Here is a 16,365-nt window from a genome sequence, read left to right as displayed (position 1 = left end):
ACCGCCGTGTACGGAACCGTACGCACGGTGGTGTGAGAGGTCGGCTAATCAAATAATGATTAGCCTCCTACTCGATTAAGCCAAACCGATGGCTGGAAAAGATGCCGGACATGGGGAAGAAAAGTCCCTGTCTTTCTGTTTTTTCCTTTTCTGGTGTGGGCCGTTTTTTGTCGTTTTTGAGTCATATAGCGGCCGACATTGCCCCGCAGCCTTCCTTTTCTGGTGTGGGCCGTATCGCCGGTGTGTGATATAAAATGGGTTTTGTTGCCGCTCATGTTCCGGGCGGCCTTGTCATCCTGACCCCCCTGCCTGGTGCAGGTTCGCCGGCATGTTGATTTGAAAAATGCCCGCCGCCCGAGCTATTTTGCCTTTTGCCGCGGCTTCTCATTCCCCCAGGCCGCCCCACAATGCCCGCTCGGCTTGGTGCGGATCCTTTTCTACTCTGCAATCCTGGCCAAAAATCATCGCGGGCCGCTGCCTTGTGTTATATGGCGGCCATTCGGGGAGCAGACTGCAATTCGGATCGCCATTTTGGGCAAAAGCAATCCACGCCTGATGCATCCGGTCTGCAAGCGCATGCCGGCCGGGTGCATTTCCCGTTAAGTTTTCCGTGCCGGGTTGTTCCAGCGTATGCCACACAAATGGAATTTCCAGGGCATGGCAGGCTTTAAGCGTCCCGTTATAAACGGGGCTTTCCCAGTCAAACTGGTACATCCACACCTTTTCCCCAGTTTGTGCGCGGGTATCTGCCAATTTTAAGGCAGGACCGGTAAATACAAAGTATGTCATGATCCGGTCGTATAATTCCTGGGTAAATGCACTTGGATCTGTAATTTTTGCGGAAAGGGCGTCCCAATACTTTGCAAATGTTTTTTGGAAAACGTCCTGCATCTCTTTAGGGTCCTGCCTTTTCCACACCGGATCGAAAACAGTGAACAGCCGGTATTCGTCCTTATTTGTTCCGATTAAAACCGGAATGTCCTTTGCCGCATTTTCAAGAGCCCTTTCCGGATGTTCCGGCAGCACAATGCCATCTGTAACCGGAAGTAGGCTCATGAAAGGGAGCGAATTCACAGCCTCTGCTAGATTTTTTTGCCGGCACCTCTGCCAGTTTTGCAACATCTTTTTTCTCCAGACCAAGCGTTTCCAGTATGCGTCGTGCATTTTTGGCTGCCCGTTCAGGTGTAGCGGTAAAATTGGCCGCCCCGCTTTCGAGAATGGCCTTATGAAACAACCCGCTTGCGGCAGGGGAAGAAAGCAATGCCGCAACACTCATGGCACCTGCAGATTCGCCGAAAATGGTCACGCAGTCCGGATCCCCGCCGAAAGCAGCAATATTTTCTTTTACCCATTTTAAAGCTGCGATCTGATCGAGGATCCCGCAATTTCCGGAGGCCTCATATTTTTCTCCGCCCATTTCGCCAAGATACAGAAAACCGAGCGCCCCGAGCCGGTAATTGATCGTGACCACAACAACATCCCCGTTTTTGGCAAAAGCAGAGCCGTCATAAGAAGGCGCTGAACCTGCCCCGTTAGCAAACGCGCCGCCGTGGATCCATACCATAACAGGACGCCTCTCCCCGTCTGCTCCAGGCGTCCAAATATTAAGATTCAGGCAGTCTTCGTCCATATTTTCAGCCGGATTCCCGAGAAAATCCATCAGTTCAACCGGCGGCTGCCATGCAATTGGCCCGAACTGCGTGCAATCTTTTACGCCTGCCCAGGGTTCGGGCAGTTCCGGCGGGTGGAAACGCAAAGGTCCGATTGGCGGTTTTGCATAGGGAATCCCTTTCTAGATTTGCACACCTTTTTCCTCGTATCCCCGGGCCTTTCCGAAAACGGTTTCAACAATTGCTGTCTTCATTTTTATTCTCCTTTCCGGAATGGATTTCTAAAGTATTCGACGGGAATGTGCAAATTTCCTTTCAGTTTTTTTGAAAAATAGATTGACAACGAACGTACGATCTTTTATTCTGTTTATAGAATGTAAGTTCGGGTGAAGGGGTGCGAAAATATGGCAACCATCATAAGCAGCATTGGCCTAAAGGGAATAGAAGGATATTGTGTTCATGCCGAAGTGCAGATGATGTTGGGGTGCGGGTCCGGGATCACCATTGTCGGGTTGCCGGATGCTTCGGTGAAAGAATCTAAGGAACGAATACGGGGTGCATGTTCATCGATTGGATGTATGCTGTTCCAAAGCAAAACGATTGTCAATCTTTCCCCGGCAGACGAGCGGAAAAACAGTCCTGCACTTGATCTGCCCATTGCAATCGGGCTGATGGCAGAAAACCACTTTTTTCATGCCAGAATTCCTGATCATACTGCCTTTTTGGGCGCGCTCTCACTGGACGGGTCTGTTCAGGCAGTGGCTGGGATGCTTCCGTATGTGATGGCAGCAAGGGGATTAGGCATGAAAAGATTGTATTTGCCAGCCTCTGCGGAACTTCCCTTTTCACAAATGGATGGGATGGATATTATATTTGTCCAGCATTTAAAGGACGTACTCGATTCATTGTCCGGAAAGAAGCTGCCGCCTGTCCGGAAAAAGAGGCAGCTGCAACCAGATGAGTATTCATTCGAAGCAGATTTCAGCATGATTCTTGGGCACCGGCATGTGAAAAAAGTACTGGAGATTGCCGCCGCCGGAAGCCACAATGTTTTAATGTACGGCCCGCCCGGAAGCGGAAAAAGTATGCTGGCTGAGGCTTTTCCTTCGATTTTGCCGCCGCTTTCGGAAACGTCTTCTTTTGAAGTGGCGGGACTCTATCAGCTTGCAAACGTGAAAAGGGGATTTCACCGGAAACCGCCGTTTCGCGCGCCGCATCACGCTTCATCTGCAGTTTCACTCGTCGGTGGGGGTTCCCGGCCGCATCCGGGTGAAATTTCATTAGCCCATCACGGGGTGCTGTTTCTCGATGAAATGGCCGAGTTTCCAAAAAGAACGCTTGATATGCTCAGGCAGCCGCTTGAAAATGGGAAAGTAACCATTAGCAGAGCCGCTTCCACGGTGACTTACCCTGCCCGGTTTATTATGCTTGCGGCCATGAACTTGTGCCCATGCGGTTATCTCGGGTCGCCCCATGCGTATTGCACATGCACGCCAAAACAAATTCAAGCTTATCAAAACCGGATTTCCGGACCGCTGTTAGACCGCTTTGACATATTTTTGCCAGTCGGGACAGTACCGTTACTGGAAGAGTCCGGGAAAATAAACGAAACTTCAGAACAGATCCGAACCCGCGTCACGGAAGCAAGGAAAAGGCAGTACGAAAGGTACGGGGCGGAAGTTTGTAACGGTACAGTGCCAAACGAAATCTTTCTACAAAAAAATCCGCTCGCAAACAGCAGCAGTTTAATGCTCAGGCAGTGGGCAAGCAAGGAAAACTTCAGCAGCCGGGCACAAATGAAAATTCTCAGGCTGGCAAGGACGATTTCAGATTTGCAAGGCAGCCGGGAGCTGTCAGAAGACGCGCTCTGGCAGGCATTGCAAATGAAAAGAAATCATCTTTTTGGAAAAAGAAAGGTGGATGCATATGCAACTTATAATGGAAGAAAAAGCGGAGTATTTGCCGCACGACCGCTTGTTTAAAGAACTTATCCAAACTTTTTTTGCAGATTTCATGGAAGCCTTTTTCCCGGAAGTAGCGCGGTGGATGGACTTTTCTGATGTGGAATTCCTCCAGCAGGATCTGTTTACAGACATCACAGCTGGTGAACAACGCAGAATTGATATTTTGGCAAAATTGAAATTAAAAGGGGAAGACACGGTTGTCCTCATCCATGTGGAACCGCAGTCTTATTATCAAATGGAATTTCCGGAACGGATGTTTATTTACTATTCCCGCATTTATGAAAAATATCGCTTGCCGGTTTTGCCAATTGCTGTTTTCAGTTATAATAAACGCAGGGAAACTCCTTCTCTTTTCACCGTAAGAATCCGCAACTTTGAGTCCATCCGTTTTCGTTATATGTCCATACACTTAATCAGGAAAAACTGGAAAGAATATATTCGAAGCAACAATCCCGTTGCGGCTGCACTGCTCAGCAAAATGGGGTATACAAAAAAAGAAAAAGTACAGGTAAAAGTAGAGTTCTTAAGAATGATGGCCCGCATGGAACTCGACCCGGCAAGAATGGCACTAATCTATGGATTTTTTGATTCTTATTTTAAATTAACGGATAAGGAGGATGAACTTGTGATGTCAAGCATTAAAAATCTGGATCCGCAAGAAGCCGACCAAATCCTGCGCCTGCCAAATTCCTTTTACGACAAAGGGTACAAAAAAGGGAAGGAAGAAGGAAAAGAAGAAGGAAAAGAAGAAGGAAAGGAAGAAGGATTGAAAGAGGGGTTGAAAGAAGGGGAAAGGAGAGCGGCATTAAGGATTGCCAAAAGAATGCTGGAAGAGAACCAGGATCTGGCATCAATCGCAAAATACACCGGGCTGGCAGAGGAAGAATTGAAAAAGCTGAAACAGAGCGGAGCAACCAGACTTAGGTGTGATCAATAAATACACTGGGTTGCCGGAAGAAGAAATTCAAAATTTTAAAATAGAACCGAGCAATCGGCTGCAATCGCATAAATTGTGAGCATCCGTGGAAAACTAGCCGCATCACTTCAATAAGGATGTGGAGAGAGTGGAAAAAGAGAACGGACGTGTTGAGCCGACACTTGCGACTGGCCTTGACGACCAGGAAGAGCTCGACCAAAAAGCAACGCCGGAAGAAATAGCAAAAGGTGAATATACGAAAGTGGTCAGATTGTCTCTGGATGAAGCAGATCCAAGTAAGGGTGAAGATTAATATGGCATCGAATTTTTTGGCAGGCCTAATTGCCTCCATAACCGCATTTTAAATGGCGATCCCGTATGAAAGTCCGCTATGGCGGCCATTTCTATTGCAAGTGATGCAAACAGAAAAGGCGGAAACTTTGAAAAAATGGTGCAACAAACGGATTGCATTTAAGCAGGGTGAAGGCGGCCTTGTTCCGGGGCCGCCCGTGCCAATCATTTGATATCAGCCTTTTCAGCCGTGAGCTGTTCGATTGTTTCCATTGCTTTTGCAATTTGCGCCTTCGTAAAGCTGCCAAGCAGGCGAAAGGATTCTTCGGGTTTTGCGGCATATGCTGCGACTTTTTCAATGGCCGCGCCATGATTTTCCGTCACATGCAGTGTATCCAGATTATAAGGAAAACCGAGTTTTTGATACAACGGAAGCAGTTTTTTCACTTCATTGATATCGCCTGTTGCCGCTAATTGGACAAGGATGCCGTAAGCCACTTTGGAACCGTGCAGAATGGAATGCGTTTCCGGCAGGAAGGACAGCCCGTTATGGATGGCGTGGGCCCCAGCCATTCTTCCGTATTCGCCGGCAAAGCCGCCGACTGTCCCGGCTGCGCCAATGATAATTTCAACTATATTGCGGAAAGCGTCGGTTATCTTCCCTTCGTTTCGGTCGTGTAATGCCTGCTCACTGTCGCGCAAGATCCCTTCATAAATCGCTTTTGCGGAGCGGAGGCCGAGTTCGACCATCACCGGCAAATGTTTCATGGAACGGGTGATGCCTTCTGCTTCATACCATTTGGCTAAAGAATCGCCAATTCCGCCCAGCAAATATTCGGCTGGTGCGTTCAGAAGAATACGCAAATCGATCAGGGTTAAAAAGGCGGAACGTTTGTAATAAGCGACATGACTGAATGAGCCGTCTTCATGATAAACAGCGGATAAAGGCGTATAACCGGCACACGTTCCGGCTAGCGTTGGAACGAGCACGACTTCACAGTTGAGCAGTTCTGCTGTTCCCTTTGCCGTATCGAGCACTTTGCCGCCGCCAATCCCGACGATGACATCTGCACGGCCTGCCTGTTCCGCCAGTGCTGCCATGTTTTTCTCACTTGCAGTATGATCGTACCGGAGTACCGGCCAGTTTTGCGGTATTGACGCAAATTTTTGAAATGCTTTGAATGATTTTACCCCGGTAATGACAACCGGATATTTGAATTCTTCCAGCTTTTCTTCCAAATATTTGGCTGCATCTTCTTCACATATGTATTGGTTTGGACCGCTTCTTATGACTTGGCTTAGACGCATTTTACAGGACCTCCGTGATATAAAAATTTGATGTATGTCCAGCTTACGCCTAAATAAATTATATTTCAATATTTTTTCATCATTCAGCTATTAATATATCAATGGTTCGATATATGGGAGTTGCAAAAGAAAAGTGTGGTTTTAAAGCAAACAGACTCAGGAATCTGCCAAAAAGACAAAAAGGGGTTCCCGCAGTAACCGGGGCCCCTGAGTCCAAGCACGTGCCAATTTGAAACCGGGAATCATTAAAGTTTTAACATCCGCTCTAACGCCAAAACCGCATCCCGCGCTGTATTTTCCTCTACTTTGATCACGTTTGTTTCTTTGCCCTCGATGATATTTTCCAGTGACCATAAAAGATGGGGCAGGTCGATCCGGTTCATGGTCAGGCACGGGCACATGACCGGATTTAACGAAATAATCTTTTTATCCGGATGATTTTTGATCAGGCGCTGCACCAGGTTCATTTCAGTGCCAATTGCCCAGGCGCTCCCGGCCGGCGCGTTTTCAATCGTATCAATGATGTATTTTGTGGAGCCGCTGAAATCTGACAGGGCAACCACTTCATGCGCACATTCCGGATGGACAATGATTTGCATATCCGGATATTTCGCGCGCACGAATTCGATATTTTTAATGGTAAAGTGCTCGTGCACGGAGCAGTGCCCTTTCCATAAAATGACTTTCACATTTTCCAGCGCGCCTTCGTAGATAAGTTCGTTCCGGATCGGGTCCCAGACTGCCATATCTGTGAGTTCCACGCCCAAATCAAATGCAGTGTTCCGGCCGAGATGCTGGTCTGGTAAAAAGAAAACCCGTTTTTTCTGGGTGAAGGCCCACTTGACCATTTTTTTCGCATTTGAAGAGGTAACGGTTGCCCCGCCGTTGCGCCCGACAAATGCTTTTATCGCTGCTGTGGAGTTGACATAGGTAAGGGGCAGCATCGTATCCCCGAACAAAGATTGCAACATATCCCATGCCCGTTCCGTCTGGTGGATGTCGGCCATGTCTGCCATCGAGCAGCCTGCGCGCATGTCGGGGAGAATGACAGTTTGTTCCGCTGATGTTAAAATATCCGCCGTTTCTGCCATAAAATGTACACCGCAAAACACAATATATTTGGCATTGCGGTTTTTTGCCGAAATTTGCGCGAGCTGCAGCGAATCACCGGCTGCATCGGCAAACTGGTATACTTCTTCACGCTGGTAGTGGTGACATGGGAGGAAAAGTTGCGCGCCCATTTCTTTTTTGATGTCCCAAACCCGGTTTTCCATTTCTTCTTGCGAAAGAGACTGATATTTTTCCGGCAAAGTCGTAAGTTGTAACGTTTCCAGCAGGCTCATAAAGCAACCTCCTTCGTATTTTCCACGATTGCACTGATATCAAGTACTGGATAGGAATGGGTCAAAAATCCGAGCGAAATCCACTCGATGCCGGTTTCAGCATAGCTCCGGATCTTTTCCATTGTGATGTTGCCCGATGCTTCCGTCGCAATATGGGGCGGCACGAGCGGGAGCCATTCGCGAATTTCTGCCGGTGATCGGTTGTCAAACATGATGATGTCAGCACCGGCACGGACAGCCTCAAGCAGCTGGTCTTTTGTTTCAATTTCGACTTCAATTTTCACAGTATGCCCGATGGACGCTTTCACTGTTTCCACGGCTTTTGTGATGCTGCCGGCAAATGCGATATGGTTGTCTTTCAGCATGACACAGTCGTACAGCCCGCGCCGGTGGTTGAATCCGCCGCCTGCTTTAACGGCGTATTTTTCAAGCATCCGGAGGCCAGGGGTTGTCTTTCTTGTATCGCAAATCTTTGCATGGGTGCCTTTCGTCTCACGGACTGCAGCGTTTGTTGTTGTTGCAATGCCCGACATGCGCTGGACGAGATTCAGGATTACCCGCTCTCCGGAAAGGAGGCTTACAATGGGCCCGTGGATTTCTGCAATGACCGTACCTTTTTCAATCCAGGCACCGTCCAGGGGGAAAATGCGGGGTCTCACCGTACTGTCCAGGATACGGAAACCTTCTTCTATCACATCTTTCCCACAGAAAATCCCGTTTTGCTTTGCAATGAACGTTAATTTGCCCGGCTGATCCGGCGAAAAAATATATTCCGTATTGATATCGCCTTCCCCAATGTCTTCCATGAAAAAATCTTTAAGCATGGATTGAAGTTTGAGCTTGTTCATAAAGTCCCCTCCTTGCGATCAAGCCTTTGTTTTTTGCATGAATGAGATGGATACCCTGCCAGTCGCTGCTTTCATCCGGGTAATCGGCGCGGATATGGGCACCACGCGATTCTTTCCGGAAAAGCGCCGATTGTGTGATGAAAAAGCTGTTGGTAAACATAAAGACTTTTTCTATTTCTTCCTTTGTAAGATGGTCGAGTGAAAAAGCGGAAAATGTATCAGCCCCGCGTGCTTCGAGCCACCGCAAAAGATGCCGCAACCCGGTTTCCGTACGGATCACACCGGCATTTTCCATCATTTTTTCCTTCAATGCTGCGGTGTCTAGCCGGCGGGCAATTTCCGGATTTAAAGGAGGGCGGGCGACTTCTGCTGTTTCGCCGCCCGATGCTTCAGGTTCCAATGCATTTAAAAACGCTGCGAGCCGTTTGCCAAATACGAGCCCTTCCAAAAGCGAATTGCTGGCGAGCCGATTTGCACCGTGTACGCCGCTTGCCGCTGCTTCCCCGATGGCATACAGCCCGTTTACCGTTGTTCTGCCATATGTATCCACTACGATGCCGCCCATAAAGAAATGGCTGCCCGGGACAACAGGCAACAGGCCGGAATGGATATCAATGCCGCTTTCCCGGCAAATCCGGGAAATGGTCGGGAACCTTTTTTCAAAGTGTTTGATTTTACGAATGTCCAGAAAAACTTTCTTTCCGCTATGAATCGTTTGATGAATTTGGTGGGCGACCACATGCCTGGGTGCCAGGTCTTTTAACGGGTGGACACCCGCCATAACAGGCGATCCGTTTTCGTCCACGAGCACTGCACCTTCTCCGCGGACGGCTTCGGACACAAGGCCTTTCGCGCTGCCTTCCGCATACAATAATGTCGGGTGAAACTGGACGAACTCCATATCTGCAAGTTCCGCGCCGGCCCGGTATGCCATTTGAATCCCATCGCCGGTGATTTCCGGGTGGTTCGAGGTAAAAGGATACAAGCTCCCAAGTCCGCCGGTTGCGATTACGGTATGATCGGAAAAATAACGGCGGATTTTACCGGCGGCCGTTTTTGTTTTTACACCGGTTACGCGTCCTGTTTCTGCGGATACGATTAGTTCAAACGCCAGCTCATGTTCGATCATCCGGACGTTTTTTCCAAGCTGCCAGAGAAGATGTTGAATGACAAATTTGCCGGTTGCATCGCCGCCACAATGGAGAATACGGTGCACTGTATGGGCGCCTTCAAGCCCTAAATCAAGCCCGCCGTCCGGCCGCCTGTCTACGGGAAGCCCGTTTTTGATGAGTGCTTCCGCTACAGCCGCACCCTCTTTCACCAATTTTTCCACTTCTTTTTCATCATGGTGCCGGCAGCCCGCCCGGATCGTGTCTTTCACATGCCATTCAAAACGGTCTTCCGGCGAGAGGACGGCTGCGATCCCGCCTTGTGCTTTATAAGAATTGCTCGTTTTTACCTGCGCCTTTGTGATGATCGTCACCTCGTAGCGGCTGCCCAAGTGCGCGGCCAACTGTAAGGCGGCAATCCCGCTTCCCAAGATACATATTTTTTCTGTCATCGGTCTCCCTACTTTACATCTGTCTTGACACCTATCTTTGCACAAAATTAAACTGAATACAAGTACTTTTTAGGAGGCCAGCTATGTTTTATTTTGATTATGCGGCAACGACAAAAATGAGCGAACGGGCACGGGAGACGTTTATGGAAGCGGCCGAATCTTTTTACGGAAACAGTGAAAGCCTGCACGACATCGGGACGGATGCGCGTGCGGTGCTTGAAAAATCGCGGGCCTTGATCAGTGATTATCTTGGCGTTCCGGCTGAAGGGCTGTATTTTACTTCAGGCGGGACGGAGGGGAATTTATTGGCGATTGTTTCGCTTGCAATGGGAGCTTCCGGAAAAGGAAAACATATCATTTCGTCGATGGCGGAGCATGCGTCCGTCCATTCAGCGCTCGGGTTTTTGGAAAGGCTGGGATTTGAAGTGACAAGGCTCCCGTTTACGGAAAAAGGGACAGTGGATGTTAAGAAGCTTGAAGCGGCGATCCGGCCGGACACGGTGCTCGTTTCGGTTCAGCATATTAACCAGGAAATCGGCACCATCCAGCCTATTGAGGAAATTTCCCGGATGGTAAGGAGACGGGGGATCTTGTTTCATTCTGATTGTGTGCAGTCATTTGGCAAGGCCGATGTAGCGCGCATGATCCCTTACGTCGACAGCATTACCCTCTCTTCACACAAAATTCACGGGCCAAAAGGGGTCGGAGCAGTGTACATTCACCCCTCTTGTGTCATGGCACCTGTTTTTCCGCATTTATCCCATGAAAAGGGATTCCGCGGTGGGACGGTGAATGTGCCCGGCATTGCCGGATTTGCTGCCGCTGTCGAGGAGATTTTGATAGAAAGTGAGCGGGACTGGGAATACCGGACTGCATTAAAAGAGGCAACCGGCGGGGCGGTTGTTTTTATAGAAGGGGAACGGGCAATGCAGCTTCCTTCCATCGTCGGCTGTATGATTACAGGCGTTCAGGGGCAGCTTGTTTTATTGGAGTGCAACAAAGCGGAATTCGCGATTTCAACCGGGAGCGCCTGCCAGGAACATCATGAAGGCGGGAGCAAAGCGGTTGAAGCCATGGGATACCCGAAGGAAGCGGCTGATCAGTTTTTTAGAATTTCCTTTGGACGCCATACTAAAAAAAAGGAGATCGTTTCACTCGGAGAAACATTGAAAAAGATTGCGGCTGTGCACAGTGTCGGAACCGCGAGATGAAATCTATTTGCCCGCTGAACAGACACTGAGTGACTTGTGTTTCAAGCAGTTGGTAACGTGGAAAGAGGGTATATGGAAGAACATGTATGGGTAGAATTTTACTTGAAGGGATAGATGAGTGGAAAAAATGGGAAGACACGCTGTTACTTAATTTTGCTGTTGACAGCTTCCCCGGTGTGGTGATATATTTACCTCGAATAGGTCAAGAAACTCGGAAACTTAACCAAAAAGGGATATGGTAAGACCGTCAGTCGGAGGCGGTGTCTTTCAGTGTTGTGAGGTGCTTAGCAATCGAAGCTAAGTACAAGAGAATCAGAAAAGGCGTCAGCATCGAAGCTGGCGCCTTTAGTATGTCAAAGGGGGAAACCAAATGTGAAGAGAGTGATGGTCTTTATTGATGGCAATAATTTCGAAGCGGCTCTTACTGCCTTGTACGGGTCTCAGCAGAGGCTGGACTATTTAAAGTTGGCAGAATACGTGGCTGCCCGGAGAGATGGGATCCTTCAGCGCATTTATTATTACACAGCAGTCGGAAGTTTGGATAAAGAAAAAGCGGCAGCAACGAAATTATTTATTGATCATTTAAACAAAAAGGTTCCAAAATGTATCGCGAAACTGGGTTATTTAAGTGTTGTGGGAATAAATGCGCTAGGCAAGCCAATTTTTACAGAAAAAGGAACAGATGTAAATATAGCGGTAGATTTGGTGTCACTTGCTTTTAATAACGGTTATGATGAGGCAATTTTATTCAGTGCTGATACGGATTACGAAGCAGCCATTAAAATGGCCAGAAGTTTGGGGAAAAATGTGGTTGCCGGTGTCGTAGATCAACAAAAAGCGGGTTATATGAAGGATCTTTGTGATGAGTATATTACTTTAAAAAAAGAAGACTTTAATCAGTGCATGCGTTAATGAAAAAGTAAAGCTGCCCGGAGTCCGAGCCTCAAGGCAGCCAATGATGCGCTTGGCTGTATAGTTCGAATCTGTACAGCCTTCTAATCATGAGTATGAACGGACAACACGGGTTCATACCCATTTTCTTTCGACATTTTTATTCCCATTTGAAAGAATGAAAAAACCTGTCTGCCATGCCATCCGTGTGGGAATCGCTTTATGGATTAAAATACGCGTGGTTTCCGCCATAAGAGGAATAGCCTTCCTAAAGGGCACAACTTTTAATATACATAATATCTGAATTTTTTTAAAAGGAAACAAAAAGTTTCCTGCTTGTCTGTTTAAGCATGCGCCGAAGTGGGGAAAGGTATTTTGCAAAATGTACAGAAGCGCCAAAGTGCATTTGACTTCATTGAAAGTTTGGATATATTATAAATTAGAAATTTTTCCATCATGAAGGCTTCAAAAGATATTATGCAAAGAAAACGGGATAAAAAATTTTTGCTTATGCACCCTAAAAGATAGCAATATCCGCAGGACATCCCGAGAAAAAATACGGGTGTAGCGTAGCGGGAAGAATCACGCTGGCACTTAAATATGGCCTGATTTCGAATGATCTATTTTGCAAATTTGCGTTGATGCTGGTACGGTGAGCAGCAGCAGGAATGTTTTTATTCTCTATCATATAAGAAATGAGAGGTGGGTATGATGGACCTAAGTCCGAAAGAAATTGCGGATGTAGCGATTGAAAAAGGAATAGCGAAAGCGAACAGCTCGTTTTTGTCGATGGTGGTGCTTGGTTTTTTGGGTGGGGCTTTTATTGCAATCGGTTATTTGGCTTATATCCGGGTGACCGGCACGATGCCAGCGAGCTGGGGCAGTTTTGACACATTTATGGGTGCCGCAGTGTTCCCGACCGGCCTGATCTTGATTTTGGTTGGGGGCGGCGAGCTTGTCACCGGCAATATGATGGCCGTCAGCATGGCCTGTTTTGACAAAAAGATTAACATCTTGCAGCTTATCTGGAACTGGTTGTGGATCACCATTTTTAACCTGATCGGTGCGCTGTTTGTGGCCTACTTTTTCGGGCATTTTATCGGCCTGACAGAGGGGGATTTTTTGGCGAAAACAGTTCACACGGCAGAAATGAAGACAAGCGCACCTTTTTGGCAGGCATTTGTCTCCGGGATCGGTTGTAACTGGCTTGTCAGCATGGCAGTCTGGCTTTGCTACGGCGCCAAAACGTTTGCAGGCAAAATCCTCGGCATCTGGTTTCCGATCATGGCTTTTGTGCTGATTGGGTTCCAGCACGTCGTTGCCAATATGTTCATTATTCCGGCCGCTATTTTTGCGGGGCATCTTTCATGGATGTTATTTTTGAAAAATATCATCGCGGTTTTCCTCGGAAATGCGGCAGGCGCAGTTGTGTTTGTCAGCATGCTCTACTTTATCGCATATAAAAAAGAAGGAGTTCAAAAGACAGACACTGCACTTTGAGACGGAGGGCTTCTCATAAAATGGGAAGCCCTTCATTAAAAATAGGGCCGCTTTGGGTCATTAAAACGTAAAATGCAAAGATTTGATAGAAAAAGCAGCAAAAGCTTGTGCTCCGCCTGTTTCTGCTTTATGGCAAACTAGATGCAGAACTTGGTGAATGAACCGGATAAAGACCATTTACCAAGCCCCGCGTATCAAAATGGATATCCACAGAGCTTCCCGGGCTAACGCCCATTTGCTGTCGCTCCCCATTTTTCTTAAATTTTGCATCATTCTATAAACTTCCGTACGAAAAACAACCTGTTCCCGAAAATTTTTAATGGAAAGAAAATCCAAATCTCTTTTTACAAGCCTTCATCAAGATAAACCGCCGAAGCAAGCCCAAGAAACGGGTTATAAAAGCGGCTGTCATTGTGAAAGGTGATCAGCAGTGAAACAACCAGGATAACCAAAAAGGCGGCCATTGTTGCATAGTCTTTTAACTGAAAAGGGCGCGCACTGTACCAGGTGCGTTTTTTATTTTTTCCAAAGCCGCGCAGTTCCATGGCATTGCTGATGGTTTCAATTTTTTCAAGGCTCGACAAGATGAGCGGAATCAGGATGGTTGCCGCATTTTTTATCCGTTTCGGCAGCTTTTCTTTGCGTGACATATCTAAGCCTCTTGCCTGCTGGGAAAGGGCGATATTGTGAAAGTCCCGCTGAATATCGGGAATATAGCGGAGCGCTAGGGCAACCGCAAATGAAATCCGGTAGCTGATCCCGATTTTATTGAGCGATGCAGCAAACTCGCTTGGATGCGTCGTTACAATAAACAGAAGTGCGGCTGGAATGACCGTGAAATATTTGAGTGTAATGTTAAACTGGTAAAAAAGCTGTTCCCACGTGATATTGTACCGGCCGGCAATCGAGAACAGCACATGGCTTGTCCCGTAAATTTTTACACCCTGTCCTGGCGAAAAAATATAAATCGCAATGTTATTCAAAAGCAGAAAAGCCAAGATAAAAAGCAAAATAAATAATACTTCCCGGATCTTGATGCGTGAAATGTAAAAAATAACAAGGCTTAAAAGAAAAAGGAAAAGAAGCACACGTGTATCATAGGTAAGCATGGCAGCAAAAGACCACATCAAAAAGAGAATCAATTTTGTCGCACCAGTCAATTCATGGACGGGGGATTTCCGCTCGATATAAGACAGCATTTCGGTTGCCATTTGTCTGTAGCCCCCTTTCGTACGTGATAAAGCGTTCCGTGAAACTTTCCGGGTTCAAATGTAGCCGGTTTGCAAGCGCATAGAGGGATGTCTCTTTTAAATTGGCGCGCCGGATCATATCAGAATGGCCTAAAATTCCGGCAGCCGAACCGTCGGCAATTTTTTCTCCGTCTGCAAGTACAATGGCGCGCGGCGTATACTCCAGCATGAGGTGCATGTCATGGGTGATGAAGAGAATTGTGATGCCTTTTTTGTTCAGTTCCACCAAAAACTCCATGATTTCATGGTAATGCATATAATCCTGGCCGGCAGTTGGTTCATCGAGAATCAAAATATCCGGTTCCAGTACGAGAATAGAAGCAATGGTCACCCTTTTTTTCTGTCCGAAGCTGAGCGCGGAAACAGGCCAATTCCGAAAAGGGTAAAGACCGCAAAGCCGCATGGCATTTTCTGTGCGTTTTTTGATCTCTTCCGGGGCAATTCCCCGGTTGGCCAGACCAAGCGCAATTTCATCGAAAATCATATGTTTTGAGATCATCTGGTTCGGGTTTTGCATGACCATGCCAATCCGAAGCGACCGTTCTTTAATGGTGTCGTTTGTGACGTCTTTCCCTTTGTAAAAAATTTTTCCGGAAGAAGGTTGTTCAAAGCCGCAGATCAGACGTGACAATGTTGATTTTCCTGCACCATTTTTCCCGACAATGCTTACCATTTCCCCTTTTTGGATGGTGAAAGAAAGGTTTTTGAGCACAGGCTGCCCGGGTTTATACGAAAAAGACAAATGATGGATTTCAAGCACCGGCTCTGTTTCGATGCGGGCAACCGGCTTTTTGGCATGTTTATACCAGTTTAAAAGGGCGTCTTTGCACCGGCTGAGTTGAAATGTATCCAGGTGGGCCGGATGCATTTCAGGTGTAATGCGGCAGCCGGCATATTTTGCAGCTTTGACATAAAGCGGCTCCCGGATATGGCACGTTTCCAGCACGGAAGAAGAAAGCAATTCATCCGGCGTACAATCGCTGATCATGTTGCCTTCATCCATCACAATGACTCGGTCTATTTTTTCAGCCAGTACATCCTCAAGCCGGTGTTCAATGATTATGACGGTCACGTTTGCTTTTTTTCGGATGTCCGAAATAAGCTGAATGGCTTGCTTTCCGGTTGCCGGGTCGAGATTTGCGAGCGGTTCATCAAACAAAAGAATTCCTGTATGGTCCACCATTACACCAGCAAGAGACACTTTCTGCTTTTGGCCGCCTGATAATTCATGTACACGTGCTGAAAGCTTGTTTTCAATACCGACTGTCCGAGCTGCTTTATCAACGGCATCATGCATGTCACGGAGCGCGAGACCCTCATTTTCCAGGGCAAAAGCGATGTCCTCGCCGACGGTTAAGCCAATGAACTGTCCGTCCGGATCCTGTAGCACTGTCCCGACTAATTTGGATATGGAGAAAATGTCCATATCTTTTGTTTCTTTTCCGTTTATCTTTAGACTTCCGGATACTTTGCCTTTATATGAAAAAGGAATGAGACCGTTAATGCAGTGGCCAAGTGTGCTCTTCCCCGACCCGGACTGCCCGAGGATCAGCACGCTTTCCCCCTCATAAATCGTTAAATTGATATCATGCAGGGTAGGGGTGGCCTGACTTCTGTATTGAAACGTATAATTCTGGAATTCAATGACGGGCTTTTTCATCTTTTCCTCCCG

At 47.4% G+C, this 16,365-nt stretch carries 13 protein-coding genes and 1 pseudogene; 7 read left to right on the top strand and 7 right to left on the bottom strand.

The annotated features are described in order from the left end of the window. Positions 1–384 precede the first annotated feature (384 nt). Positions 385–1,864 (bottom strand): annotated as a pseudogene (locus tag NFR98_RS03255) (carboxylesterase/lipase family protein). A gap of 150 nt (positions 1,865–2,014) precedes the next feature. Here NFR98_RS03255 and NFR98_RS03250 point away from each other — a divergent pair. The 3 genes from NFR98_RS03250 to NFR98_RS03240 all read left to right on the top strand — a co-directional run bounded on the left by NFR98_RS03250 (position 2,015) and on the right by NFR98_RS03240 (position 4,803). Continuing rightward, a complete protein-coding gene (locus NFR98_RS03250) occupies positions 2,015–3,592 on the top strand; it encodes a YifB family Mg chelatase-like AAA ATPase (RefSeq protein ID WP_104851213.1) in 1,578 nt (525 codons plus the stop codon). Beyond that, positions 3,537–4,511: an Rpn/YhgA-type helix-turn-helix domain-containing protein gene (locus NFR98_RS03245; protein ID WP_014096120.1), complete on the top strand. Its 975-nt coding sequence runs from the start codon at positions 3,537–3,539 to the stop codon at positions 4,509–4,511. The genes NFR98_RS03250 and NFR98_RS03245 overlap by 56 nt, the downstream gene beginning before the upstream one ends. A 127-nt stretch (positions 4,512–4,638) precedes the next feature. Next, positions 4,639–4,803 (top strand): hypothetical protein, encoded by a 165-nt coding sequence (locus NFR98_RS03240; RefSeq protein WP_013858399.1) that lies wholly within the window; start codon positions 4,639–4,641, stop codon positions 4,801–4,803. 203 nt (positions 4,804–5,006) lie between these two features. On the opposite strand, the gene NFR98_RS03235 is transcribed toward NFR98_RS03240, so the two are convergent. From NFR98_RS03235 to nadB, 4 genes are all read right to left on the bottom strand, one after another. Next, a complete protein-coding gene (locus NFR98_RS03235) occupies positions 5,007–6,089 on the bottom strand; it encodes an iron-containing alcohol dehydrogenase family protein (protein WP_251459683.1) in 1,083 nt (360 codons plus the stop codon). A 245-nt stretch (positions 6,090–6,334) separates the two neighbouring features. Further along, positions 6,335–7,432, bottom strand: coding sequence for a quinolinate synthase NadA (gene nadA, locus NFR98_RS03230; protein ID WP_251459681.1), 1,098 nt, complete (start codon positions 7,430–7,432; stop codon positions 6,335–6,337). Continuing rightward, positions 7,429–8,280 carry a carboxylating nicotinate-nucleotide diphosphorylase gene (gene nadC, locus NFR98_RS03225; protein ID WP_251459679.1) on the bottom strand — a complete coding sequence of 284 codons (852 nt, stop codon included), beginning with the start codon at positions 8,278–8,280 and terminating at the stop codon, positions 7,429–7,431. Before nadC ends, nadA begins: the two co-directional genes overlap by 4 nt. Continuing rightward, positions 8,249–9,841 carry an L-aspartate oxidase gene (gene nadB / locus NFR98_RS03220; protein ID WP_179234213.1) on the bottom strand — a complete coding sequence of 531 codons (1,593 nt, stop codon included), beginning with the start codon at positions 9,839–9,841 and terminating at the stop codon, positions 8,249–8,251. Before nadB ends, nadC begins: the two co-directional genes overlap by 32 nt. Before the next feature lie 83 nt (positions 9,842–9,924). On the opposite strand from nadB, the gene NFR98_RS03215 reads away from it, so the two are divergent. The 4 genes from NFR98_RS03215 (at position 9,925) to NFR98_RS03200 (ending at position 13,443) form a co-directional block, all read left to right on the top strand. Beyond that, positions 9,925–11,052, top strand: coding sequence for an IscS subfamily cysteine desulfurase (locus tag NFR98_RS03215; protein WP_251459677.1), 1,128 nt, complete (start codon positions 9,925–9,927; stop codon positions 11,050–11,052). A gap of 86 nt (positions 11,053–11,138) precedes the next feature. Continuing rightward, the gene (locus NFR98_RS03210) at positions 11,139–11,294 is read left to right on the top strand and encodes a hypothetical protein (RefSeq protein ID WP_017551914.1); all 156 of its coding nucleotides are present in this window, start codon (positions 11,139–11,141) and stop codon (positions 11,292–11,294) included. A 130-nt stretch (positions 11,295–11,424) separates the two neighbouring features. Then, complete coding sequence (locus NFR98_RS03205) at positions 11,425–11,964, top strand: NYN domain-containing protein (RefSeq protein WP_014096110.1); 540 nt, start codon at positions 11,425–11,427, stop codon at positions 11,962–11,964. A gap of 690 nt (positions 11,965–12,654) precedes the next feature. Beyond that, on the top strand, positions 12,655–13,443 hold the full coding sequence (locus tag NFR98_RS03200) for a formate/nitrite transporter family protein (RefSeq protein WP_014096109.1): 789 nt from the start codon (positions 12,655–12,657) through the stop codon (positions 13,441–13,443). A 344-nt stretch (positions 13,444–13,787) separates the two neighbouring features. On the opposite strand, the gene NFR98_RS03195 is transcribed toward NFR98_RS03200, so the two are convergent. Continuing rightward, a complete protein-coding gene (locus NFR98_RS03195; RefSeq protein ID WP_251459675.1) occupies positions 13,788–14,654 on the bottom strand; it encodes an energy-coupling factor transporter transmembrane component T family protein in 867 nt (288 codons plus the stop codon). Beyond that, positions 14,605–16,353 (bottom strand): ABC transporter ATP-binding protein, encoded by a 1,749-nt coding sequence (locus NFR98_RS03190; RefSeq protein ID WP_251459673.1) that lies wholly within the window; start codon positions 16,351–16,353, stop codon positions 14,605–14,607. The genes NFR98_RS03195 and NFR98_RS03190 overlap by 50 nt, the downstream gene beginning before the upstream one ends. Positions 16,354–16,365 lie beyond the last annotated feature (12 nt).

Source organism: Weizmannia agrestimuris, from assembly GCF_943193165.1.
Lineage (GTDB): Bacteria > Bacillota > Bacilli > Bacillales > Bacillaceae_C > Weizmannia > Weizmannia faecalis.
This window is presented reverse-complemented; position numbering and strand designations above follow the sequence as displayed.